Genomic DNA, 23,418 nt, shown 5'->3' on the forward strand with positions numbered 1-23,418 from the left:
TTGGTTCCCACCTTAGCCAATCGCAACCGCCGCAAGATGCGGGCGGACGCCGGAGCTGCCAATCTCCCCCCTAGAGGGGGAGACGGCCGGCAGGCCAGAGGGGGGCGCCGTAGAGCGCGAGGCCCGAAGCATAGCGGAGGCAGAAATGCCTGACCGCTCTTTCCTCAACTGGCCGTTCTTCGAGGACCGCCATCGTGAACTGGCCGAGCGGCTGGACGCATGGTGCTCCAAGACCCTGCCGGTCGCCCATGACGATGTCGACGCCGCTTGCCGCGAGCTGGTGGCCAAGCTCGGCCGGGACGGCTGGCTGAAGCCGACGGCGCTCGACACCGAAAACCCCTCGCCGCTCGACGTCCGCGCGCTCTGCCTCACGCGCGAGACGCTGGCCCGGCATGATGGGCTGGCCGATTTCGCCTTCGCCATGCAAGGGCTCGGCACTGGCGCGCTCAGCCTGTTCGGCACGCCAGACCAGCAGCACTGGCTGGCAAAGACACGGGCCGGCAAGGCGATTTCGGCTTTCGCGCTTTCGGAGCCGCGTTCGGGCTCGGACGTTGCCAATATGGAAATGACCGCCGCGCGTGACGGCGACAGCTATCACCTATCCGGCGAAAAGACCTGGATCTCCAACGGCGGTATCGCTGACTTTTATGTTGTCTTTGCCCGTACCGGCGAGGCGCCCGGCGCCAAGGGGCTTTCCGCCTTCGTCGTGCCTTCCGAGGCCGAGGGGCTGACCATCGCCGAGCGGCTGGAGGTGATCGCGCCGCACCCGCTCGCCCGGCTATCTTTCGACAATGCACGCGTCCCAGCCTCGGCGCTGATCGGCAAACCCGGTGACGGTTTTCGCATAGCCATGTCGGTGCTCGACGTATTCCGTTCGACTGTCGGCGCAGCGGCGCTCGGCCTTGCCCGGCGCGCGCTGGACGAAAGTATCACAAGAGTGGCCGAGCGCAAGCTGTTCGGTGCACCGATGGCCGAGCTGCAGATGGTGCAGGGCCATATCGCCGACATGGCGCTGGATGTCGATGCCGCCGCCTTGCTGGTCTACCGCGCCGCCTGGACCAAGGACATGGGCGCGGCCCGGGTTACCCGCGAAGCCGCCATGGCCAAGCTGTTCGCTACCGACAAAGCGCAGGAGGTGATCGACAAGGCTGTACAGCTGCATGGCGGCGACGGCGTCCGCAAGGGCCATATCGTCGAAAGACTGTATCGCGAGATCCGGGCACTGCGCATCTACGAGGGAGCGTCCGACGTGCAGAAGGTGGTGATTGCACGGCAGGTGATGGGGGCGGCCTGAGACGGAGTTGTGTGGAAGAATTGATTGTCTTTGAGTTTTAAGCGACCGGATTTGAGCATTGGGAGGTTTTGACATGCACACCATCCTGCAGCCGGAAGGCTGGGCGAAACCCGTCGGCTACGCCAATGGCGTCGCCGCGCGTGGACAGCTTGTCTTCGTCGGCGGGCAGGTCGGCTGGAACGGACAGGGCCGCTTCGAGACGGATGATCTTGTCGGCCAGGTGCGGCAGACGCTGGCCAATATTGTCGCCGTGCTCGCCGAGGCCGGCGCCACGCCTGAGCATATCACCTCGATGACCTGGTACTTTACCGACAAGGCGGAATATCTGGCCAATCTCAAGGGGATCGGCGAGGCCTATCGCGAGGTGATCGGCCGGCATTTTCCGGCGATGGCCGCTATCCAGGTGATGGCGCTTGTCGAGGACCGCGCCAAGGTTGAGATCCAGGCCACGGCGGTTATTCCGGAGTGACGGCAACACGCGGCAAATTTTTTAAGCTTAAAACTTTCGCCTTGAAAAGCGCGGTACTTTGGATAGCATCCGATCTTACGACTGCCGTGCCGGGAGGGCTTTCCGGCAGTCCGGTCACTTGGCGTATCAAAGCCGTGCGGGGCCAACCCGTCCGATCACAACCAGAGGGAACGAAAATGAACTTCACCCGTCGCAACCTGCTGCTTCTTGCTGCCGCCATCGGCATCGCCGGCGGCCCGGCCTATGCCGAAGGCACGCTGAATGTCGGCGCCTATCCGACCAATCCGCCTTTTGAATACAAGAACGAGAGCGGCACGTTCGAGGGTTTCGAAGTCGACATCATCAATGAGGCGGCAAAGCGTATCGGCATGACCACTGATATCGCCGACCTCGGTTTCCAGGCGCTGTTCGCCGCCACCACCTCGAAGCGCATCGACGTCGCCATCTCGTCGATCACCATCACGCCGGAGCGGCTGAAGTCGCAGTCGTTCACGCAGCCCTACTATGATTCCGACATGGGCATCGCCGCGAAGGCCGACAGCCCAATCAAAGCCGAGGCCGACCTCAAGGGCAAGATCGTCGGCGTGCTGTCCGGCTCGACCGGCGAAGCCTGGGTCAAGGCCCACCAGGAAGCGGACGGGTTCAGTGACGTCAAAGGCTACGACACGCAGCAGAATTTGCTGCTCGACCTCAGCTCCGGCCGCGTCGATGCGGCGGTCAGCGATATTCCGGGCCTGGAATATTCTTTCACCAGGATGAAGGATCTCGCCGTAAAAGAGCGCATCAAGACCGGCGAGCAGTACGGTCTGATGATGACCAAGGACCACCCGCTGCTCGGCAAGCTGAACGACGCGCTGACGGCGATGAAGAAGGACGGCACGCTGGCCGCGATCCACAAGAAGTGGTTCGGCAGCGACGCACCGGCCGATTCCTCGACCGTCAAGGACATGCCTATGCCGAAGGCCTGAGCGGCAGTTCGCGCTTAAATGTCGTGCCGGCTTTCGTGCCGGCACGATTTCGGATTTCGGGCTCGGGCTCGAGCGTCGCGGGACGCCAAACGTTTCGGGAATGCTGCGATGTCGCTGCTGGACACCTTCTTCAACGCCGACGTCATGGTCTCCAGCCTGCCGGCGCTGCTGCGCGGTTTCCTGAACACCCTGCTGCTTGGAATCATGAGCATCGGCATCGGTATTCCCGTCGGCCTCGCGATCAGCCTAGTGCGGCTCTATGCGCCAAAGCCGCTTCGGCTGCTGGCTGTCGGCTACATCGACATTTTCCGGGCGATGCCGGTGCTGGTGGTGCTGATCCTGATCTACTATGCGCTGCCGTTCCTCGGCATTCGCCTGTCATCGTGGACTTCCGCGGTGATGGCCTTCGCCATCATCATGGCGGCCTATTCGGCCGAGGTGTTCCGCTCCGGCATAGAGAGCATTCCGCGCGGCCAGTTCGAGGCGGCGCAGGCGCTCGGCCTGCCGTTCTTGCTGACCTTGCGCAAGGTAGTGCTGCCGCAGGCGATCCGCGTCGTCATTCCGCCAATGACCAGCAATTGCGTGTCGATGTTCAAGGACACCTCGCTCGCCTCCACGGTAGCATTGCCTGAACTGCTGAAGGAAGCGACCAACGCGCAATCGCTCTATGCCAATCCCTCACCGCTGATCGGCGCGGCGCTGGTCTATCTGATCTTTCTCTGGCCGATGGTCCGACTCGTCAGCCTCCTGGAACGCCGCTTCCAGACCGAAAAGACCCGCTGAGGTCGCCAACGATTTCCGTCCGCCAATTCCCCGAATATCAACTTCCGTTAGGCACTTCGCAGGAGACGAGCTTGAACCAGCATCAGATTTCGAAAACCGGCGATGCCGCAGCTTTCCCGGTCGAGACGATCCGCGCCATGTTTCCCGCCTTGCAGCAAGCCGGAGACTTCGTCTTCATGGACAATGCCGCCGGCGCGCAGATCCCGCAAAGCGTGCTCGATGCGGTCACCAACCATTTGGTCGCGCATAATGTGCAGCGCGGCGGCCGCTATGGCCGCAGCGTCACCGTCGATCAAGCAGTGGCCGGCGCGCGCGAAAGCGTGGCCTTGCTGATCAACGCTACCAACCCGGCGGAGATCTGCTTCGGCATGAACGCCACTTCGTTCATCCGCCTGGTCAGCCTCGGCATCGGCCAGATGCTTTCCGAGCGCCCAAACGGGGAGCGTGACGAGATCGTCATCACCGACATGGATCACGACGCTAATATCGCGACGTGGCTGGCGCTGGCGCCCGCCGGCGCCAAGTTCAAATGGTGGCGGATGCGCGAGGACGGCAATCTGCATGTCGACGATTTGCGCCCGCTGGTCTCAGAGCGCACCCGGCTCGTCGCCTGCACGGTGACGGCGCATTCGATCGGCTCGATTGTCGACGTTGCTTCCGTGGCTAGGATTGCGCATGCGGCAGGCGCCGAAGTGTTCCTAGACTGCGTGCATTACGGCCCGCACGGGTTGATCGATGTGCAGGCCTGGGATTGCGATTATCTGGTCTGCTCCGGCTACAAGAATTTCTCGCCGCATATGGGCTTCCTGTGGGGCCGCTTCGAAACACTGAAGCGCTTGCCGACCTTCCGCGAGGATTTCATCCCCGACGAGCCGCCTTACAAGATCGAGGCCGGTACCTTCATTTACGAGAACGTCTCCGGCATGGATGCCGCGGTGCGCTATCTCGAGTCGATCGGCCGCAATTTCTTGTCCGAGAATAACCGGTCGCGTCGCGACAACATCGTCGCCGGCATGAATGCCATCCGCGATTACGAGCAGGTGCTGGCGCGCGAAATGCTGGCGGTGCTCAAGGGTTGCGGCGCGACGATCTATGGTGTCGCCGACGAAGCACGCCTCAGCGAGCGCGTGCCGACTTTCTGTTTCAACATCGGCACGCTGTCGCCGCAGAGGATCGTCGAGGAAATGGCCGAGATGCAGATCGGCATTCGCGACGGCCATATGTATGCGCCGCGCCTGATGAAGCGGCTCAACTTAAGCATGGACAGCGGCGCCGTCCGCGCCTCGCTGGTGCATTACAATACGATTGAGGAAGTTCGGCGTTTCGGCGAGGCGCTGCGTACCGTCATCGCCCGGCTGTCCTGATCGGGCTGTCCGGCTGCGCTTGCGCCGTTCTGGTGGAGCGCGAAAGCGGTTGCACCCCGGCTCTCCAGGCCGGGGCGCAACTGCATGCTTGGGATCAGGTAATCGCCGCCATTCTGCTGCCGATAAGGAATGGGCCGGATTGTCTCGAGCGTCCGCATCCTCTCGCGCAGCCGCTCCGCGACAGGCTCGAAATCGGCTTCCCCAAAACGGTCCACCCTGTAAACCACGAACGGCGGAAGCACGTCGTAGCCCGGATAATAGAGAATTCCGTGATTGATCGGGAACAGCACGTCGTCGATCGGGCCGTTGACGCCGCGGGCAGAATAATGCTCCTCCCAGCCGCCGGTGGTCACGATCAGCATTGCGCGCTTGCCGGCGAGCGTTCCCTCACCAAAGCGGTCACCCCACCGCTTGTCGCTGTGCTCGCCAACGCCATAGGCGAAGCCGTAGGCGTACACGCGATCGACCCAGCCCTTGAGGATCGCCGGCATGGCGTACCACCACAGCGGGAACTGGAGGATCAGGGTGTCGGCCCATAGCAGCTTGTCGATCTCGGCTTTGACGTCATCGGTCAGAGTGCCGCTCGCAAAAGCTTTTTTGGAGGCGCCGGCCGGCAGGAAACGTGCTTCCGGCGGCCACGACGGAAAGTCGGCACGGTCCACCTCGGATTTCCAGCCATCGGCATAGAGGTCGGACACCCGCACCTCGTGGCCCTGGGCCTGGAGTTCCCTGATGGCGACGTCACGCAGCGCGCCGTTGAGCGAACGCGGCTCAGGATGAGCAAAAACAAGCAGGACTTTCATGGGTCTACTCCGAAGAAGGACGATAGACACCAAAGATAGCCAGCCGCGGGCGGATCCACTATATGTAGGAAATGTATAAGATTATGCCGAATAATGGATAGATCGGACGTCACTCTCGAGCGCATGCGCACCTTCGTTCGCGTCGCCGAGCGCGGCAGCCTCTCGGCGGTGGCGCGCGAGCTCGGAGTTGGGCAGTCGACGGTCACACGGCATTTGCGAGAACTCGAGGAGGCCGTCGGCGTGCCCTTGCTCAGCAGGACCACCCGGCGTGTGACGATGACCGATGAAGGCAGCCGTTACTATGCCGACAGCGTCCAGATCCTGCGCCTCGTTGAGCAGGCCGGCGATGAGGCGCGGGGCACGCGCGGCGCGTCGGCCGGCACGATCCGGATATCCTGCACGGCGGCGCTCGGGGTCTTGCACGTCAGCCGGTTGATCTTCGCCTTTCAGGACCGCTATCCCGATATCGGCATCGATCTTAGCCTCACCGACGAGCGCATCGACCTTGTGCGGGAGGGCGTCGACATTGCGCTTCGCCTGGGTCCGCTCACCGACAGCTCGATGAAACTGCGGGCGCTCGGGCAATCCCGGCGTCTGCTGGTGGCGGCGCCGGCCTATCTGGCGGCGCGGGGCAGACCGGCTGTCCCGCAGGGTCTGCCTGGCCATGAAGGCATCCGGATGTCGAACATCGCGGGAAGCGACACACTCACCTTGCAGGGGCCAGGCGGCGAGACCTTTGCGGTGCCCTTTGGCGGTCGATTTCGAGTCGACCATGGGCTTGCCGCGCGCGAAGCCCTTGTCGCCGGACGCGGCATCGCACCCGCCCACCATTGGCTTGTCGACGATCTCCTGACGGCCGGCCGGCTGGAAGTGGTCCTGCCGGGCTGTTTTCCGCCCCCCGTCCCGCTGAGCATGCTGATCGTCCCGGAACGCGCCGGCATTGCCCGGGTGCGGCTGCTGGTCGACTTTCTCGTCGAGCAGATCTCCAGCATTCCGGGGATCGAGAAGCCGTAGCCGGCCGGCAAACCTCGCCGGATCAGGCGGCCTTCTTTTTCGCCAACCTTGCCTTGATGCTGGCGACGTCGGCACGCGGCGTCGCCGCGAACAGCGTCCTGGTGTAGCTGTGCTTGGGGTCGGCGAAGACCTCGTCGCGCGAGCCGTATTCGACCGCCTCGCCGAAATACATCACCATCACGTCGTCGGCGATATAGCGTACCACCGACAGGTCGTGGCTGATGAAAACATAGGTCAGCTGAAACTCGTCCTGCAGGTCGGCGAGCAGGTTCAGCACCTGCGCCTGCACCGAAAGATCAAGTGCCGAGACCGGCTCGTCCAGCACCAGAAGGCTGGGGTTGAGCATCAGCGCGCGGGCGATGGCGATCCGCTGGCGCTGGCCGCCCGAAAACATATGCGGGTAGCGATTAAAGTGCTCGGGGCCGAGACCGACCTTCTTTAGCATCTTCATGGCAAGATCGCGCCGCTCGTCGGCCGTGCTGGCGGTATTGATGAGCAGCGGCTCGCCAAGCACGTCGCCGATCTTCTGGCGTGGATTGAGCGAACCATAAGGGTTCTGGAAGACGATCTGGACCTTGCGGCGCATTTCCTTCGACAGGCCGTTCCTGCCGATGTCTACCTTCTTGCCGTCGATGAAAAGCTCGCCGGAGGTCGCCGGGTCGATCAGGGTGATGATGCGGGCGAGTGTTGACTTGCCGCAGCCGCTCTCGCCGACGATGGCCAGCGTCTTGCCCTTGTCGACGCTGAACGAAACACCCTTGACCGCATGAACCGTACGGGAGGGGCGGAAAAGCCCGCCACCAACATGATAGTCGCGCACGATGTTCTTGCCTTCGACTACCGTCACGCTCATGAAGCGGTTCCTCCTGCGGACCGGGCTGCGACTACAGATGGGGCCGGCTCAAACAGCATGTCGGAAACAGTAGGCAACCGGTCGCCGACGGCATTTTCCGGCAGCGCCGACAGGAGCGCGCGCGTGTAGTTGCTCTTGGGGGACTCGAACAGCGACAGCACGTCGGCCTCTTCCATCTTGCGGCCCTTGTACTGGACGATGACACGGTCGGCGGTCTCGGCAACCACTCCCATATTGTGGGTGATCATGATCAGGCCCATGCCATATTTGGCCTGCAGGCCGACCAGCAGATCGAGGATCTGCTTCTGGATGGTGACGTCGAGCGCCGTGGTTGGCTCGTCGGCGATCAAAAGCTTGGGATTGCAGGCGATGGCGATGGCGATCATGACGCGCTGACACTGACCACCCGACATCTGGTGCGGGAACGAGCCCAGCCGTTCCTCGGGGTCGGCGATGCCGACGAGCTTCATCAGTTCAATGGCGCGCGCCCGGCGCTGAGCGCGGTCCATGCCCATATGAAAACGCAGCACCTCCTCGATCTGGAAGCCGACGGTGAAGCATGGGTTGAGGCTGGCGACTGGTTCCTGGAAGATCATCGAAATGTCCTTGCCGACGATCTTGCGCCGCTCGGATGGGCCGAGCTTTAGCAGGTCGATGCCGTCGAAGGCCATGCGGTCGGCCCTCACCGTCGCCGTGTTGGGCAAGAGCCCCATCACCGCCAGCATCGCCACCGATTTTCCGGAACCGGATTCGCCGACGATCGCCAGCACCTCGCGCGGTTCGACCGACAGGTCGATGCCTTGTACCGCCATGAATGGTCCGGCGGCGGTGTCGAAGGAAACGGTCAGGTTCTTGATCTCGAGAAGAGGCATTGGATCATGACCTCTTCAGCTTGGGGTCGAAGGCATCGCGCAGGCCGTCGCCGATCAGATTGATTGCAAGCACAGTGATCAGGATGGCAAGGCCGGGGAAGGTCACCACCCAAGGCGCGCGCAGGATGAATTCGCGCGCCGAAGCGAGCATCGTGCCCCATTCCGGTGTCGGCGGCTGCGCACCGACACCGAGGAAGCCGAGCGCCGCAGCCTCGAGAATAGCGTTGGAGAAGGACAGCGTGGCCTGCACGATCAGCGGTGCCAGGCAGTTCGGCAAGATCGTCCTCACCATCAAGCGAAGATGACCGGCGCCGGCCACCTTGGCGGAGATCACATATTCGCGGTTCTTTTCGGCCATCACGGCGGCGCGGGTGAGACGTGCGAAATGCGGCTGCAGCACCAGTGCGATCGCCAACATGGCATTGAACAGGCCCGGGCCGAGGATCGCCACCAGCACCAGCGCCAGAAGCAGCGACGGGAAGGCCAGGATGATATCCATGATGCGCATGATCAGCGTGTCGACCCAGCCGCGGAAATAGCCGGCGAGCACGCCAAGCACGATGCCGCTGGTGAGTGAGAAGACGACGACCACCAGGCCGATGAACAGCGAAAAACGTGCCCCGAAGATCAACCGCGAAAGCATGTCGCGGCCGACCGCATCGGTGCCGAGCAGGAACATCGATTTGCCGCCTTCCTGCCAGGCAGGAGGCGCCAGCAGTGCATCGCGAAACTGCTCGTCGGGCGAATGCGGGGCGACGAACGGCGCAAAGATCGCCACCAGCACGAGCGCCGAAAACACGACAAGACCGATGACGGCCCCGGTGTTCATCGAGAAGTAATGCCAGAACTCGGCAAACGCCCTTTGCCTGCCGCCTGTCGGGATGGAGGCAGCGGTGGCTTCGGCGGCGGATTCGTCGGTCATCTCACTGCACCCGGATGCGCGGATTGATGACGGCGTAGAGCACGTCGACAATCAGGTTCACCGCCATGACGATCAGCGCGATGATCAGCAATCCGCTCTGCACGACGACATAGTCGCGCTTGCCGATGGCGTCGATCATCCATTTGCCGATGCCTGGCCAGGAAAAAATGGTTTCGGTCAGAATGGCGCCTGCCATCAACGTGCCGACCTGCAGTCCAATGGTGGTGACCACTGGGATCAGCGCGTTGCGAAAAGCATGCAGCCCGATGACACGGCGCGGCGCCAGGCCCTTGGCACGCGCGGTGCGGACATAGTCCTCGCCCAGCACCTCGAGCATCGCCGAGCGCGTCTGGCGCGCTATGACGGCGAGCGGGATCGTCGCCAGCACGATCGATGGCAGGATCAGATGGCTGACGGCGGATTTGAAAGCGCCGCTCCTGCCGGAGATCAGGCTGTCGATGAGCATGAACCCGGTCGTCGGCCTGAAGAAATACTGCAGGCCGATACGGCCGGAAACCGGCGTCCAGCCGAGATAGCCGGAGAAGAAGATAATGAGCAGCAGCCCCCACCAGAAGATCGGCATCGAATAGCCGGTCAGCGCGACACCCATCGTCGCCTGGTCGAACCAGGAGCCCCGCTTGACCGCAGCGAAAATGCCGGCAGGGATGCCAAGCAGGATGGCGATGATCAACGCCACCGTCGCCAGTTCCAGCGTGGCCGGAAACAGCGCCTGGAATTCGCCGAGCACTGGCCGCTTGGTGGCAATGGATATGCCGAAATCGCCGGTGAGGACCCTGCCGATATATTCCAGGTACTGGATGACATAGGGCCGGTTGTAGCCAAACTGCTCGATGAGCTGGGCGTAGCGTTCGGGGCTGACGCCGCGCTCGCCGGCCAGGGCCAGGATGGGATCGCCGGGCAGAAGCCGGACGAAAGCGAACGCCGCCAGCGATATGCCGAACACGGTCGGGATGATCAAAGCGAGCTTGTGGAGGAGATAACGGAGCATCTTGCTTCATAGAACGGCGGCGCGGGAAGTCCAGCGCCGCCGTTCAATTTCTCAGGACTTATTCGGTGACGTCGACGCCGTCAAACCGATGAATGCCGAGCGGGTCCATAACGAAGCCGGACACCTTCTTGTTCATCGGCATGAAGACCTTGGAGTGGGCGATGGTCAGCCACGGAGCCTCACGCTTGAACACCACCTGAGCTTCCTCGTAGATCTTGGTGCGCTCGGCGACGTCCGTCGTTGCCTTGCCTTTTTTCAGCAAGGCTTCAAATTCCTGGTTGCACCAGATCGCATAATTGGACTGGCCGATGGCATCGCAACCGAGCAGGAAAAAGAAGTTGTCCGGATCGCCATTGTCACCGGTCCAGCCCAGTTGGAAGGCGCCGTCGCGATCCTTAGCCTTGCCGCGCTGGCGATACTCGGTCCATTCGTAGCTGACGATCTCCGCCTTGACGCCGACGGCGGCATAGTCGGCCTGGATCAACTCGGCAACGCGCTGGGCGTTCGGGTTGTAGGGGCGGCTGACCGGCATAGCCCAGATCTTCATCGACAGATCCTTGACGCCGGCGTCGGCCAGCATTTTCTTGGCCGCCTCTGGATCATAGGGATCGTCCTTGATGTCCTTGTTATAGGACCACATGGTCGGCGGGATCGGGTTGATGGCCGGCGTGCCGGCGCCCTGATAGACCGCGTCGATGATCGCCTTCTTGTTTACCGCCATGTTGAGGGCCTTGCGGACCTCAACCTTATCGAAGGGCGGCTGCGTTGTGTTGTAGGCCATGTAGCCAATATTCAGGCCTTCCTGCTCATCGACCTTGAGGTTCGTGTCGGCCTGCAGTCCGGCAATGTCGGCTGGCGCCGGGTACGACATGATATCGCATTCGCCCGCCTTCAGCTTCTGCGCGCGCACGGCGGGATCGGGCGTGATGGCGAAGATCAGATCATCGATCTTCTGGCGGCCGCCATAGTAGCCGTCCCATGCCGCGTAGCGGATGACCGCGTCGACCTGGTAGTCGACGAACTGGAACGGACCGGTGCCGACCGGCTTCTGGGTGAACTGCTGCCTGGTGCCGGCCTTGTCGAGCTGGTCGGCATATTCCTTGGAAACGATCGAGGCGAAATCCATGCCGAGGTCCGGCAGGAACGCGACTTCAGGCTTGTTCAACACGAATTTCACCGTCAGGTCGTCGACCTTGACGATTTCCTTCAGGAGATCGGGGAAGCCCATGCCGGTGAAATATTCCCAGCCGGTGCCTTCCAGATAGCTGTACCACGGGCTTTCTTTCTTCCACTGGCGTTCGAAGGAAAAGATCACGTCGTCGGCGTTGAGGTCGCGCGTCGGCGTGAAATAATCGGTCGTCTGGAATTTCACACCCGGGCGAAGCTTGAAGGTGTATTCGAGACCGTCGTCGGAAACCGTCCAGCTCTCTGCCAGGCCGGGCGAGATGGTGGTCTTGCCATGCTCGAACTCGACCAGGCGCGAATAGATGGTGCGCGACGAGGCGTCGAAGTCGTTGCCGCCGCTCCATGGCGACGGGTCGAAGCCGGCCGGCGAAGCCTCCGAGCAATAAATCAGTTGTTTTGCATTGGCCATGCCGCCGAGGACGCTTGCAGCCAGCAACGCGGCTGCAAAAGTCAGTTTCTTTTTCATTGAGCACTCCCTGATGTTCTTCCAAGCCCCTCTATCAGGCTCGCGAAGGCCGCATATAAGCACCGTTTTTCTAGCTTTGGAACTGCTTGTTTGCCTAACCCACGGGAAGCAGAAAAAAATTCCGGCACGCGGCAAATTGTGGAAAAAACGAGCCGAATCCGCAGATCACGACATTATTAGCGACTTCAATTTTTTGTTGATCGGCGATGCCGCCAATTGTGGGAATCGAGCCTTTCGGTTCAAGAGACGCGCGTCCGAAAACCGGTCGCGGCCGAGAGGTTTGACGGCAAGTCTTACCGCACTCCTGGTGGCGAAGGCTTGCATGGCCGCCGCTTGTGGCAATACATAGATAGATGGGCAGCGTGCCGGATTTTCCCGGGTTTCGGGCATCGCGGCAAGCGTTGGGATATCTTTGTTGATCAGGGCGGTGGTGGCGCGCAAGCATGCCGAAAACAATAAGAAACGATTGAGGGAGCGACAGGTGGCAAAACCGGCAAAGACAACCAGCGCGGCGAAAGCAAAGGCCGAGGCAACATCGAAAGCAGTCAAGTCAAAAGCGGCCGACGCCAAGCCGGCGGCTACCGCGAAGGCAAGCGCGAAGCTGGCGGCGAAGACCACGGCTGGAACGGCTGCTAAACCGGCAACCCGCAAGATGGCGCCTGCTGCAAAGTCTGCCGCCAAGCCGGCGGCGAAGGCAGTGCCGACAGCGCCCCGACCGTCGGCAGGTCCGGCCAAGAGATTACCAAAGGCGATCACGTCGCTGGCCGCCGGCCTGCCGGAAAAACCGTGGCTCAAGAGTTATCCAAAGATCGTGCCGGCCGAGATCGGCGCCCTGCCCGCCAGCTCGATCGGCGACTTTCTCGTCACCGTGTGCAAGCAGTTTGCGAATCGGCCGGCCTTCGTCTGCATGGGCAAATCGATCACCTATGCCGACCTCGAGCGACAGTCGGCCGCCTTCGGCGCCTATCTGCAATCAACGGGGCTGCAGAAGGGCGCGCGCGTCGCACTGATGATGCCGAATGTGCTGCAATATCCGGTGGCGATCATGGCAGTGCTTCGCGCCGGCTATGTCGTGGTCAATATCAATCCGCTCTACACGCCGCGCGAGCTGGAGCACCAGCTCAAGGATTCCGGCGCTCAAGCCATTGTCATCCTCGAAAATTTCGCCTGCACCCTGCAGGCGGTGATCGCCAGGACCGCAGTCAAGCATATCGTGGTCGCCTCGATGGGCGACATGCTAGGCGGGCTCAAGGGAACGATCGTCAACTTCGTTGTACGCCGCGTCAAAAAGATGGTCCCGGCATGGTCGCTGCCCGGCCATGTCAAATTCAGCGCCGCGCTGAAGGCAGGCGCCGGCATGGCCTTCAGGCCCGCAAAGGTCGCGGCCGACGACATCGCCTTCCTGCAATACACAGGCGGCACGACCGGCATCTCCAAGGGCGCGATGCTTTTGCACAGCAACATTTTGGCGAACGTCGCGCAGAACGCGCTGTGGGCTGAAGACGCCTTTACCGTCAAGCCTAAGCCGGCGCATCTGAACTTCCTCTGCGCGCTGCCGCTCTATCACATTTTTGCGCTGACGGCGAACGTGCTGGTAGGCATGCAGCAAGGCGCACAGAATGTCCTCATCCCCAATCCGCGCGACATTCCCGGCTTCGTCAAAGAGCTGCAGAAATACCCGATCCACATCTTTCCGGGCCTCAACACGCTGTTCAATGCGCTGCTCAACAATGAGGATTTTCGCAAGCTCGATTTCAAGCCGCTGATCCTGACGCTGGGTGGCGGCATGCCGGTGCAGAGGGCCATCGCCGAACGCTGGAAGGCGCTGACCGGCTGCCCGATCAGCGAGGCCTATGGGCTTACCGAAACCTCACCGGGGACAACCATCAACAAATTCAGCGACGGCGTTTACACCGGCACGATCGGCCTGCCGCTGCCCTCGACCGAGATCGCCATCCGCGACGACGACGGCAACAATTTGCCGCTCGGCGAAGTCGGCGAAATCTGCATCCGCGGACCGCAAGTGATGGCCGGCTACTGGAACCGGCCGGACGAGACCGCCAAGGTGATGACTGAGGACGGCTTCTTCAAGTCGGGCGACATGGGCTTCATGGACGAGCTTGGCTACACCAAGATCGTCGACCGCAAGAAGGACATGATCCTGGTTTCCGGCTTCAACGTCTATCCGAACGAACTCGAGGAAGTGGTGGCGCAGCATCCGGGCGTACTCGAAGTGGCGGCGATCGGCGTGCCGGACGAGCATTCGGGTGAAGTGCCGAAGCTGTTCGTCGTCAAGAAGGACCCTGGGCTGACCGCCGAAGCGCTGGCGGCTTATTGCAAAGAGAACCTGACCGGCTACAAACGCCCCAGGCATATCGAGTTCCGCACCGAGCTGCCCAAGACACCGGTCGGCAAGATCCTGCGACGGGCGTTGCGGGGCTAGGCGCAGCTTGAGCGATTGCATCGCCGGCGCCAATGCGGTGGGTATAGGCTCGCGCCCAGATCCGGCAGAGTTCATCCGGGCGAACATGCGGATCGCGGCAGTACCTGCGGTTCCCGAAATTCGGCTTTACACCGCCCATCCGGGAAGCGGGCTCAGGCGGCTTGTCGAGTGGAACCAACACGCTACCGAAGAAGACGGACCTGAACCGGAGCCACCGTATTGGGCCTATGTCTGGGCCGGCGGCGCGGTGCTCGCCCGCTATATTTTCGACCGGCCGGAGACCGTGACCGGCCGTCGCGTGCTCGACCTCGGCGCCGGCTCGGGCCTCGTCGGCATCGCAGCGGCAAAAGCCGGCGCAAGCGCGGTGATCGCGGCCGAGATCGACCGCAACGGCGTTGCCGCGATCGGCCTCAATGCGATGGCGAACGGCGTTGTGATTGCGACGATCGGCGGGGACATAACCAGCGGTCCGCCGCCACCGGTGGATGTCGTGGTGGTCGGCGACCTGTTTTACGCCCATGATCTTGCCGGCCGGGTCGTTCCCTTCCTCGACCGCTGCCTCGCTGCCGGCATCGAGGTGCTGGTCGGCGATCCGGGCCGCGCCTATCTGCCCCGCTCGCGGCTTCGCCTGCTGGCCGAATACGAGGTGGCGGATGTCGGCGAAGGCAGGAATGCGGCGATGAAACCGAGTGGCGTGTTCTCGTTCGGACAGTTTAGCTGCGAGTCTAGACCGTCTCGCTGACTCGGGCCGCAAGAAAATCGGGCAGATCGGCAACTGAATCGAGGATGACGTCGGCGATCTGCGACAGCGATTCCCGTGTGCCGGTGCCGGACAGCACGCCGATCGCCAGGCCACAGCCGCCGGCCCGCGCCATCTCCAGATCGTGGCGATTGTCGCCGACCATTGCGATCGTCGCCGGCCTGAGCCCTGTCAGATCCGAGAAGGCAAGGATCGTATCCGGCGCCGGTTTTGGATTGGCCACCGCATCGTAACCATAGGCGGCGTCGAAAAGCTGCGCGACGCCGAGAGTGACCAAGGTCTTTTCCGCGCCGCTGGTCGAGTCGTTGGTGGCGACGCCAAGCCGGTAGGATTTTCTGTGAAGCAGGCCAAGCGTCTCGACCACACCCGGCAGCGCCACCGCCATTGCCGATCCCTGCGCCGAAGTGATGGCGTTGAAGCGGGCGACGGCAAGCATCTGGTCCTCGTCTGACAGCCGTGGAAACCACAGCTCGACGACGTCCATGTTGGTCCCCGAGGCAAAAATCGAATCCGGCTTGAAGCGCTTGCTGGCGAAGTCGAAGCCCGCCGCCGCAAGCAGCCTGTCTGCTTTCCAGCGATCGCCTTCGGCCGCATCCATCGCCATGAAGTCGGCGATGCCCAGCCATGTCGCGTTGAAATCTACGAGCGTGCCGTCCTTGTCGAACAATATTCCCTTGATGTCCGCCAAGCTTTTCACTCCGGGCCGCGCAAGCGGTGAATGTATTCCACCAGTCCGGCAGTCGAGGCGTCCCGCTTTGCGGCGTTCTCCTTGCCTTCAACGACGGGCAGCAGCCCGGTCGCCAGTTCCTTGCCGAGTTCGACGCCCCATTGATCGAAGGAGTTGATGTTGAACAGCGTGCCTTCGACGAAGACGCGGTGCTCGTAGAGCGCAATCAGCCGTCCGAACGTGTGGGGGTCGAGCTTTCTGTAGAGGATCGTCACCGAGGGGCGGTCGCCGGAGAAGACGCGGTGCGGAGCAATCCTGTCGACATCAGCCGGCTTCATGCCTTTCGCCAGCATCTGTGCGCGGGCTTCCTCCAGTGTGCGGCCCTTCATGAAGGCTTCCGACTGCGCCAGGCAATTGGCGAGCAGAAGGTCGTGGTGATGCTTCAGTTCCGGCTCGTGGCCGACGGCAGCGGCGAGGAATTCGACCGGAATGAAATCGGTGCCCTGATGCAGAAGCTGGAAGAAGGCGTGCTGGCCATTGGTGCCGGGCTCACCCCAGACCAGCGGGCCGGTCGGCGTCGTCACAGCGCCGCCGTCCAGGGTGACGCTCTTGCCGTTCGATTCCATGTCGAGCTGCTGCAGATAGGCCGGGAGCCTGGACAGACGCTGATCGTAAGGGATGACGGCGCGAGCGGGGTATTTGCAGATCACGCGGTGCCACCAGCCGATCAGCCCCATCAGCGCCGGCAGGTTCTTCGCCAGCGGCGCGGTGCGGAAATGCTCGTCCATCTCATGGGCGCCGTCGAGAAAGGCGCGAAAATCCTTCGGGCCGATGGCGATCATCACCGGCAGGCCGATCGCACCCCAGACGGAATAGCGGCCGCCAACCCAGTCCCAGAAGCCGAAGACGCGATCGGGCGCGATGCCGAACTTGTCGACCAGGTCGAGCGCCGTCGAGACGGCGGCGAAATGCTTGCCGACCGCTTCCTTGCCGAGCGCCTTCTCAACCCATCCGCGCGCGGTCTCGGCATTGGTCATAGTTTCGACCGTGGTGAAGGTCTTGGAGGCGATGATGAACAGGGTGGTTTCGGCGGAAAGACCCTTCAGCGTGTCGTGGATATGGGCACCGTCGATATTGGATACGTAATGCGCGCGCGGCCCGTCATGATAGGGCGCCAGCGCCAGCGTCGCCATGGCAGGGCCGAGATCGGAGCCGCCGATGCCGATGTTGACGATGTCGGTGATCTTCTTGCCGGTCGCGCCGGCCGCCTTGCCGGAACGCACCGCGTCGGCGAAGGCACCCATCGCGTCGAGTACGGCAAGGACTTCCGCCTTCACGTCCTGGCCGTCGAGCACGATGCCTTTGCCGGTCAGGTTGCGCAGCGCCGTGTGCAGCACGGCGCGGCCTTCGGTGACATTGATCTTCTTGCCGGCAAACATCGCGTCGCGCCGGCCTTCGAGGTCGGCGGCCTCAGCCAGCTTCTCCAGCAACTCCATCGTCCGCGCATCGACCGCACATTTCGACCAGTCGAGCAGCACGTCGCCGTCGCTGGCGGAGAATTTCGCGAAGCGCTGCGGATCGGCGGCGAAAGCCTCGCGCATCGAGCCCGATTTGGCCGCACGATGATCGCGCAACGCGCCGAGCTGCTTTTGAAAGGACGGTTGATCCACTGCCTCGCTCCGGTTCTTGAGGTGCATCTTATCAGGCCGGATGTTTCCGGCGCGTGTCGTCGCGGCAAACTATCGGGTCGAATTCCATCTGTTTCAATGCGCAGCGATGCCGCAGCGCAGCGCGGGCCGGCGCAAAGGATCACTGGCATAAATCCCAGCGATCAGAAAAATTGATTGGCGCAACACCTTGTGCCACCGGTACATTCGACTGGTCCAGCCAAGTGAAAAAAGCTGGCCATCGAGGAACATCTCCCATGCCACAGCGAAACGACACGGCCATATGGTCCGGCCTGTTCCGGATTTCGGCGGACTCCGGTCAGACCCTGCAGGCGCAGATCCGCCAGGCGATCGTCGCCGCCATCCTCGACCGGCAGATCGCGGCTTCGATGCCGCTTCCGTCCTGCCGGATTCTTGCCGAAAAACTCGGCGTGGCGCGGGGCACCGTGGTGCTGGCCTTCCAGCAGCTGGTCGACCAGGGCTTCCTGGTGGCGCGCGAGCGCCGCGGCCATTTTGTCAATCCCGAGGTGCTGGCGACGCCGGCCAAGCCGCACCAGAAGGCGCCCGACCAGGCCAACGAGATCGACTGGAAGGCGCGCCGGCAGATCGCGGCGAGCGACATGCCGCCGCCGGCCAAGCACGACAACTGGATCAAGTCGTCCTACCCCTTCGTCTACGGCCAGTTCGACCCGGCGCTGTTCCCGACCGCCGAATGGCGCGAGTGCAACCGCATGGCGCTGGCGGTGCTCGAAATCCGCAACTGGGCATCCGACATGGTCGACCGCGACGATCCGCTCCTGATCGAGCAGATCCAGGCCCGGCTGCTGCCGCGGCGCGGCATCTTCGCCAATCCGGACGAGATCATCGTGACGCTGGGCGCGCAGAACGCGCTTTACATGCTGGCCACGCTTTTGATGACGAAGGGCTCCAAGGTGGCGATGGAAGACCCCGGCTATCCCGATGCACGCTCGATCTTCCGGCTGGCCGGCGCCGATATCCAGCCGGTTCCAGTCGACCCCTCCGGCATCGTAACCTCTGCCATTCCCAGTGATTCCGGCTTCGTCTTCGTCACGCCCAGCCACCATTGCCCGACCATGGTGCCGCTGTCGGCGGAGCGGCGGCAGGATCTTCTGGCGCGCGCCAACCGGCACAACCAGATCATCATCGAGGACGGCTATGACAGCCAGCTCCTGGACGAGGCGCCGCAGCAGGCGCTGAAGAGCCTCGATCGGTCCGGCCGCGTCGTCTACGTCGGCTCGATGTCGAAGACGCTGGCTCCCGGCCTCAGGCTCGGCTACATCGTCGCCTCGGCCGGGCTGATCTCCGAGCTTCGGGCGCTGCGCCGCTTCATGCTGCGCCATCCGCCGGCCAACAACCAGCGCGCCGTGGCGCTCTTCCTGTCGCTCGGCCATCACGAGGCGCTGGTGCGGCGGCTGTCGAGCGCCTTCGACGAGAGGCGCAAGCGTCTGGTCCATGCGATTTCCGCCTTCCTGCCTGAATGGCGCTCGACCGATTCGGCCGGCGGTACGTCGCTCTGGCTCGAGGGGCCGCGCGGCACCGATTCGCGCGGACTGGCGGAGGCCGCAGCCTCGCGCAGCGTCATCATCGAGCCCGGCGACCGCTTCTTCGATCGTACCGAAAAGCCATCGCGTTTCATGCGCTTGGGCATTTCCTCGATCGCGTTGCAGCACATCGAACCCGGCATCCGCGAACTGGCGACGGCAGCTGGACGCAGGCCGGCAGCGGCCTGATCTCCCTTCCCCGACCGGAGCCTGGCGCATGTAGTGCGGCTCCGGTTCTTTAGCTCCTTGGCATATGCGACGGGATCGGCTGGCACATAGGCTGTGCCAATGCCGGCGGCATAGTCGGAGTATAGGGGACGAAGCAGGCAGATGGTGGACCAACCGCCGCGCCCGCTCCGCAGCTAAAGTTGGAGTGCCTTCATGCCAATGGCCCATGAGAAGCAGGACGTGTCCGCAGACCAGCGTTCGCGGCGGTCCGGCGGGCGCGAGGCGCGCCGCGCCATGCGGGCGGCGCCGCTTGCCGACGACGTCAAGCCGGTGCGCGCCGGCCTCGAAGGCGGAAGCTACAGCCCGCTCAGCGGCAGCGATTGCGAACGTATCCACGAGGCCGTGCTTACCCTTCTGGAGACGGTCGGCTTCGCCAATGCCATCCCCTCCTGCATCGAGGCGCTGACCAAGGCGGGCGCGACCCTCGGTGAGGACGGCCGCCTGCGCTTTCCTCGCGGCCTTGTGCTCGAGACCATCAAGAAAGCGGCGCGGCATTTCACCCTGCACGGCCAGGATCCGAAGCACGACATGGTGATCCAGGGCAAGCGTGTGCATTACGGCACGGCTGGTGCTGCGGTGCATCTTGTCGATGTCGAAAAGCGTGAGTATCGCGAGTCGCTGCTGCAGGACATTTACGATGCCGCGCGCCTGGTCGAAGGGCTCGACAACATCCATTTCTTCCAGCGGCCAATGGTGCCGCGCGACATTCCCGACCCGCTCGATATGGATTTCAACACGCTCTACGCCTGCGTCATGGGCACGTCGAAGCATGTCGGGACCTCGTTTACCGTGCGCGAGAACGTCAAGCCGGCGCTCGACATGCTCTATGCGATCGCGGGCGGCGAAGCGAATTTTCGCGCCCGGCCTTTCGTCTCCAATTCGAACTGCTTCGTCGTGCCGCCGATGAAATTTGCCGAGGACGCCTGCGGCGTTCTCGAAGCCTGTGTCGAGGGCGGCATTCCGATCCTGCTGCTGTCGGCAGGACAGGCGGGTGCGACGGCACCGGCGGCGATTGCCGGCGCCGTGGTGCAGGCGGTCGCCGAAGTGCTCGTCGGCCTCATCTACGTCAACGCCATCAAGCCCGGCCATCCAGCGATCTTCGGCACCTGGCCGTTTGTCTCGGATCTCAGGACCGGCGCCATGTCGGGCGGTTCGGCCGAGCAGGCGGTGCTGACCGCGGCCTGCGCGCAGATGGCGCAATTCTACGACCTGCCGGGCGGTTCGGCCGCCGGCATGACAGATTCGAAACTGCCTGACATTCAGTCCGGCTACGAAAAGGGCATAACCGACGTGATGGCCGGTCTCGCCGGCCTCAACCTGGTCTATGAGTCGGCCGGCATGCATGCCTCGCTGCTCGGCTTCTGCCTGGAGAGCCTGATCATCGACAATGACATGCTCGGCCACTGCCTGCGCTGCGTGCGCGGCATCGAAGTGACGGACGAGTCGCTGTCGATCGACACCATTGCCGATGTCTGCCTGAAAGGGCCGGGCCATTATCTCGGCAACGAGCAGACGCTGCGGCTGATGCAGACCGAATATTTCTATCCGGCCGTCGGCGACCGCTTTTCGCCGAAGGAATGGAATGAGAAAGGCAGGCCCGATATCCTGCAACGGGCGATCATCGAGAAGAAACGCGTGCTTGCCGAACGCTTCCCGCGCCATGTGCCAAAACCGGTCGACGACAAATTGCGCGCCCGCTTCGGCGATATGATCAAGCTGCCGCGCGACAGAATGGGCGGCTGAGCGTTACCCGCTCGCAGCCAGCAACAAGACACCGGCCAGTGCCGATCCGGCGAGCGTCGGCAGCATGCCGATCTTCAGCTTCAGGATGGCGATCATCGAGGCACAGGAAAGCAGCGCCGCGCGCCAGTCTATCGATGAAAGCACCGGCACGTCCATTCCAAGCCCGACATTGCGCACTTCGCCGAAGATGACGTGCAAGCCGAACCATAGAGCGAGATTCATGATGACGCCGACGACGGCGGCGGTGATCGCACCGAGCGCCGCCGACAGTGCCTTGTTGCCGCGCAGCGCTTCGATGTAGGGCGCGCCAAGGAATATCCACAGGAAACATGGGGTAAACGTCGCCCACAGCGTAAGCAGCGCTCCAAACAATCCGGCAAGAAGCGGCGCGAGCGCGCCGGAGTGGCGGAAGGCGGCGACGAAGCCGACGAACTGCAAGACCAGGATGAGCGGACCCGGCGTGGTTTCGGCAAGTCCGAGGCCGTCGACCATTTCACCCGGGGCGAGCCAGCCGAAGGATTCGACCGCTGCCTGCGCGACATAGGCAAGGACGGCGTAGGCGCCGCCGAAGGTGACGACCGCCATGACACTGAAAAAGCCACCGATTTGCGTCCATACGCTGGCAGAGCCGGTGACAGCCCAGACGAGCAGAACAGGCCCGAGCCAGATCGGTAGCCAGATCGCCAAAGTGCGCGGCGCATGCCATCGCGTCGGCCTGACGTGGGTCAGTTCGCCGCGCTCGAACATCAGATCGACCGCGCCCTTAACGTCGGGAACATCGCCCTTGCCATGCGAGACGCCGGAAAAAAATGCCGGCGCACTACGGTTGCCGATCCAGCCTGCCAGCCCGGCAAGCAGGACGATCAGCGGAAACGGCACGTTCAACGCGTAGATGGCGATGAAGGCGGCGAGTGCGATCGACACCATGACGGGGTTTTTCAGCGCGCGTCTGCCGATCCGGATCACCGCCTCGATGACGATGGCGAGCACGGTCGCTTTGACCCCGAAAAACAGCGCCGCGACGAGTGGTACGTCGCCATAGAGCGCATAGAGGCTGCTCAGGACGAGCATGACAAGCGCGCCCGGCATGACGAAGAGAATGCCGGCAACAAGGCCGCCGACCGTTTTGTGCAGCAACCAGCCGATATAGATGGCGAGCTGCTGGGCCTCAGGGCCAGGCAGCAGCATGCAGTAGTTCAACGCATGCAGGAAGCGCTGTTCGCCGATCCAGCGCCGGTCCTCGACCAGTTCCTTGTGCATGAGCGCGATCTGCCCGGCCGGGCCGCCAAAGCTGAGCACCCCGATTTTCGCCCAGACCTTCACGGCCTGCCGGAAGCTCGGCACAACCGGCTCCCGGATCTCCGCCGGCTTTTTCGAAAGGACGGCGCTCACGATGGTTTGCCCGTGCTGACTGCGCCGGCGGCCGGCCAGTTATGCGTCTCCTCGGTGGCATCGCGGCACCAGCGGAAGAACGCATCGTAGAGCAGCATGCCGGCCTCGAGCTGCTCCAGATCGTCGCGAAACATCCGTGACAGGCCAAGCGAGGCGGCCAGGAACCCGGCCGCCTGTGGAACAAGATCGAGGCTCGCAGTATCGGCAGCGCGTATGATCGTGGCCAGGCGATCGAGCGCTTCGGATTTAAACCCGAACTCCTCGATCATGGTGTCGAAGGTGCAGCGTTCGCCGCGGTGGCTCCAGAACACGTTCTCGATGTCGAAAGGCACGGCCTGAAAGCGATCGGCGACGGCCGACACTTCAGCCGGCTCGACGAAGAGAAAGACCGCGTGCGGATCGATGAAGCGTCGGATCAGCCAAGGGCAGGCGATGCGATCGACCTTCGGGCGCGTACGCGTCACCCAAACGGTGCGGCCCTTGGCGTCAACGGGCGGTATCTTGTCGGCGTGAACGAGAAGGCCCTTGGCATCGCGCCATGCTTCAAACCCGCCGTCGAGCGATTCGGCGGCTATGCCCTCGTGGCGCAGCCATGCGGCGACGCCTTGCGAGAGCTTTTTCCCCTGCTGGCAGACGACTGTCACTTGCCTGCCGGCGAAGTCGGCAGCCCAGTTCGAGACAGTCCTGAAATCACGCCGATCCGACCCCGGCAGCAGGCGCGGATCGGAGTTGTAGTCATCATCGATGCGGACGTCGATGACTGCGGGCGCACCTGGCAGCCCAATCAGACGGGATAGTTGCGATACGGTGATAGCGGTTGTTGACGGCATGGCGTCCACCTCCTTGAAAGAGAAGCTTGGACGCGAACGTTGGGCTGACGCCTCACGGGGTCGTCGCGATGCACCCCTTGCGATGATCGTGGATTTGTCACGCTCGCTTGTCAAGCATTTGTCC

22 protein-coding genes are annotated in these 23,418 nt (G+C 63.0%); 10 read left to right on the top strand and 12 right to left on the bottom strand.

From position 1 onward, the window contains the following. The first annotated feature begins 145 nt into the window (after positions 1-145). From NKJ13_RS16925 to NKJ13_RS16945, 5 genes are all read left to right on the top strand, one after another. Positions 146-1,294, top strand: coding sequence for an acyl-CoA dehydrogenase family protein (locus NKJ13_RS16925; protein ID WP_352739386.1), 1,149 nt, complete (start codon positions 146-148; stop codon positions 1,292-1,294). Positions 1,295-1,367: 73 nt separating this feature from the next. Further along, positions 1,368-1,763 (top strand): RidA family protein, encoded by a 396-nt coding sequence (locus NKJ13_RS16930; RefSeq protein WP_352506088.1) that lies wholly within the window; start codon positions 1,368-1,370, stop codon positions 1,761-1,763. Positions 1,764-1,939: 176 nt separating this feature from the next. Further along, complete coding sequence (locus tag NKJ13_RS16935) at positions 1,940-2,731, top strand: ABC transporter substrate-binding protein (protein WP_352506087.1); 792 nt, start codon at positions 1,940-1,942, stop codon at positions 2,729-2,731. Between the two features lie 108 nt (positions 2,732-2,839). Next, positions 2,840-3,514 (top strand): amino acid ABC transporter permease, encoded by a 675-nt coding sequence (locus NKJ13_RS16940; RefSeq protein WP_292656040.1) that lies wholly within the window; start codon positions 2,840-2,842, stop codon positions 3,512-3,514. 71 nt (positions 3,515-3,585) lie between these two features. Beyond that, positions 3,586-4,878, top strand: a complete 1,293-nt coding sequence (locus NKJ13_RS16945; RefSeq protein ID WP_352506086.1) for a cysteine desulfurase-like protein — start codon at positions 3,586-3,588, stop codon at positions 4,876-4,878. Here NKJ13_RS16945 and NKJ13_RS16950 read toward each other — a convergent pair. Continuing rightward, positions 4,809-5,681 carry an NAD(P)H-dependent oxidoreductase gene (locus tag NKJ13_RS16950; protein ID WP_352739417.1) on the bottom strand — a complete coding sequence of 291 codons (873 nt, stop codon included), beginning with the start codon at positions 5,679-5,681 and terminating at the stop codon, positions 4,809-4,811. The genes NKJ13_RS16945 and NKJ13_RS16950 overlap by 70 nt on opposite strands. Before the next feature lie 93 nt (positions 5,682-5,774). Here NKJ13_RS16950 and NKJ13_RS16955 point away from each other — a divergent pair, with 93 nt between their 5' ends. Then, the gene (locus tag NKJ13_RS16955) at positions 5,775-6,695 is read left to right on the top strand and encodes a LysR family transcriptional regulator (protein WP_352506084.1); all 921 of its coding nucleotides are present in this window, start codon (positions 5,775-5,777) and stop codon (positions 6,693-6,695) included. Positions 6,696-6,717: 22 nt separating this feature from the next. Here NKJ13_RS16955 and NKJ13_RS16960 read toward each other — a convergent pair whose 3' ends face one another. From NKJ13_RS16960 to NKJ13_RS16985, 6 genes are all read right to left on the bottom strand, one after another. Beyond that, a complete protein-coding gene (locus tag NKJ13_RS16960) occupies positions 6,718-7,548 on the bottom strand; it encodes a dipeptide ABC transporter ATP-binding protein (protein WP_352739384.1) in 831 nt (276 codons plus the stop codon). Continuing rightward, positions 7,545-8,420 (bottom strand): ABC transporter ATP-binding protein, encoded by an 876-nt coding sequence (locus NKJ13_RS16965; protein WP_023676824.1) that lies wholly within the window; start codon positions 8,418-8,420, stop codon positions 7,545-7,547. The genes NKJ13_RS16960 and NKJ13_RS16965 overlap by 4 nt, the downstream gene beginning before the upstream one ends. A 4-nt stretch (positions 8,421-8,424) precedes the next feature. Then, positions 8,425-9,342 carry an ABC transporter permease subunit gene (locus tag NKJ13_RS16970; protein WP_023676823.1) on the bottom strand — a complete coding sequence of 306 codons (918 nt, stop codon included), beginning with the start codon at positions 9,340-9,342 and terminating at the stop codon, positions 8,425-8,427. 1 nt (position 9,343) lies between these two features. Next, positions 9,344-10,351, bottom strand: coding sequence for an ABC transporter permease subunit (locus NKJ13_RS16975; protein ID WP_254816243.1), 1,008 nt, complete (start codon positions 10,349-10,351; stop codon positions 9,344-9,346). Between the two features lie 58 nt (positions 10,352-10,409). Beyond that, the gene (locus NKJ13_RS16980; protein WP_352739382.1) at positions 10,410-12,002 is read right to left on the bottom strand and encodes an ABC transporter substrate-binding protein; all 1,593 of its coding nucleotides are present in this window, start codon (positions 12,000-12,002) and stop codon (positions 10,410-10,412) included. 165 nt (positions 12,003-12,167) lie between these two features. Beyond that, positions 12,168-12,797 (bottom strand): hypothetical protein, encoded by a 630-nt coding sequence (locus NKJ13_RS16985; protein WP_352739380.1) that lies wholly within the window; start codon positions 12,795-12,797, stop codon positions 12,168-12,170. A gap of 16 nt (positions 12,798-12,813) precedes the next feature. Here NKJ13_RS16985 and NKJ13_RS16990 point away from each other — a divergent pair, with 16 nt between their 5' ends. Both NKJ13_RS16990 and NKJ13_RS16995 read left to right on the top strand, forming a co-directional pair. Next, positions 12,814-14,445: a long-chain-fatty-acid--CoA ligase gene (locus NKJ13_RS16990; RefSeq protein WP_352739378.1), complete on the top strand. Its 1,632-nt coding sequence runs from the start codon at positions 12,814-12,816 to the stop codon at positions 14,443-14,445. A gap of 7 nt (positions 14,446-14,452) precedes the next feature. After that, on the top strand, positions 14,453-15,187 hold the full coding sequence (locus NKJ13_RS16995) for a class I SAM-dependent methyltransferase (RefSeq protein ID WP_352739376.1): 735 nt from the start codon (positions 14,453-14,455) through the stop codon (positions 15,185-15,187). On the opposite strand, the gene NKJ13_RS17000 is transcribed toward NKJ13_RS16995, so the two are convergent. From NKJ13_RS17000 to NKJ13_RS17010, 3 genes are all read right to left on the bottom strand, one after another. Then, positions 15,171-15,893 (bottom strand): HAD family hydrolase, encoded by a 723-nt coding sequence (locus tag NKJ13_RS17000; protein ID WP_352506078.1) that lies wholly within the window; start codon positions 15,891-15,893, stop codon positions 15,171-15,173. The genes NKJ13_RS16995 and NKJ13_RS17000 overlap by 17 nt on opposite strands. A 5-nt stretch (positions 15,894-15,898) precedes the next feature. Next, positions 15,899-17,542: a glucose-6-phosphate isomerase gene (pgi, locus tag NKJ13_RS17005; RefSeq protein ID WP_352739374.1), complete on the bottom strand. Its 1,644-nt coding sequence runs from the start codon at positions 17,540-17,542 to the stop codon at positions 15,899-15,901. A gap of 93 nt (positions 17,543-17,635) precedes the next feature. Continuing rightward, positions 17,636-17,791, bottom strand: coding sequence for a hypothetical protein (locus NKJ13_RS17010; RefSeq protein WP_254816186.1), 156 nt, complete (start codon positions 17,789-17,791; stop codon positions 17,636-17,638). Positions 17,792-17,796: 5 nt separating this feature from the next. Between NKJ13_RS17010 and pdxR the strand changes: the two genes are divergently transcribed. Together pdxR and NKJ13_RS17020 are read left to right on the top strand one after the other, a co-directional pair. Then, complete coding sequence (gene pdxR, locus NKJ13_RS17015; RefSeq protein WP_352702400.1) at positions 17,797-19,290, top strand: MocR-like pyridoxine biosynthesis transcription factor PdxR; 1,494 nt, start codon at positions 17,797-17,799, stop codon at positions 19,288-19,290. A gap of 192 nt (positions 19,291-19,482) precedes the next feature. After that, on the top strand, positions 19,483-21,072 hold the full coding sequence (locus tag NKJ13_RS17020) for a trimethylamine methyltransferase family protein (protein WP_352702402.1): 1,590 nt from the start codon (positions 19,483-19,485) through the stop codon (positions 21,070-21,072). 3 nt (positions 21,073-21,075) lie between these two features. Here NKJ13_RS17020 and chrA read toward each other — a convergent pair whose 3' ends face one another. After that, entirely contained in the window at positions 21,076-22,464 is a 1,389-nt protein-coding gene (gene chrA, locus NKJ13_RS17025) for a chromate efflux transporter (protein WP_352739371.1), read from the bottom strand. After that, the gene (locus NKJ13_RS17030; protein WP_352739369.1) at positions 22,461-23,294 is read right to left on the bottom strand and encodes a chromate resistance protein ChrB domain-containing protein; all 834 of its coding nucleotides are present in this window, start codon (positions 23,292-23,294) and stop codon (positions 22,461-22,463) included. The genes chrA and NKJ13_RS17030 overlap by 4 nt, the downstream gene beginning before the upstream one ends. Positions 23,295-23,418: the final 124 nt, after the last annotated feature.

This window comes from Mesorhizobium sp. M0174 (genome assembly GCF_040322275.1).
Taxonomy (GTDB): domain Bacteria; phylum Pseudomonadota; class Alphaproteobacteria; order Rhizobiales; family Rhizobiaceae; genus Mesorhizobium.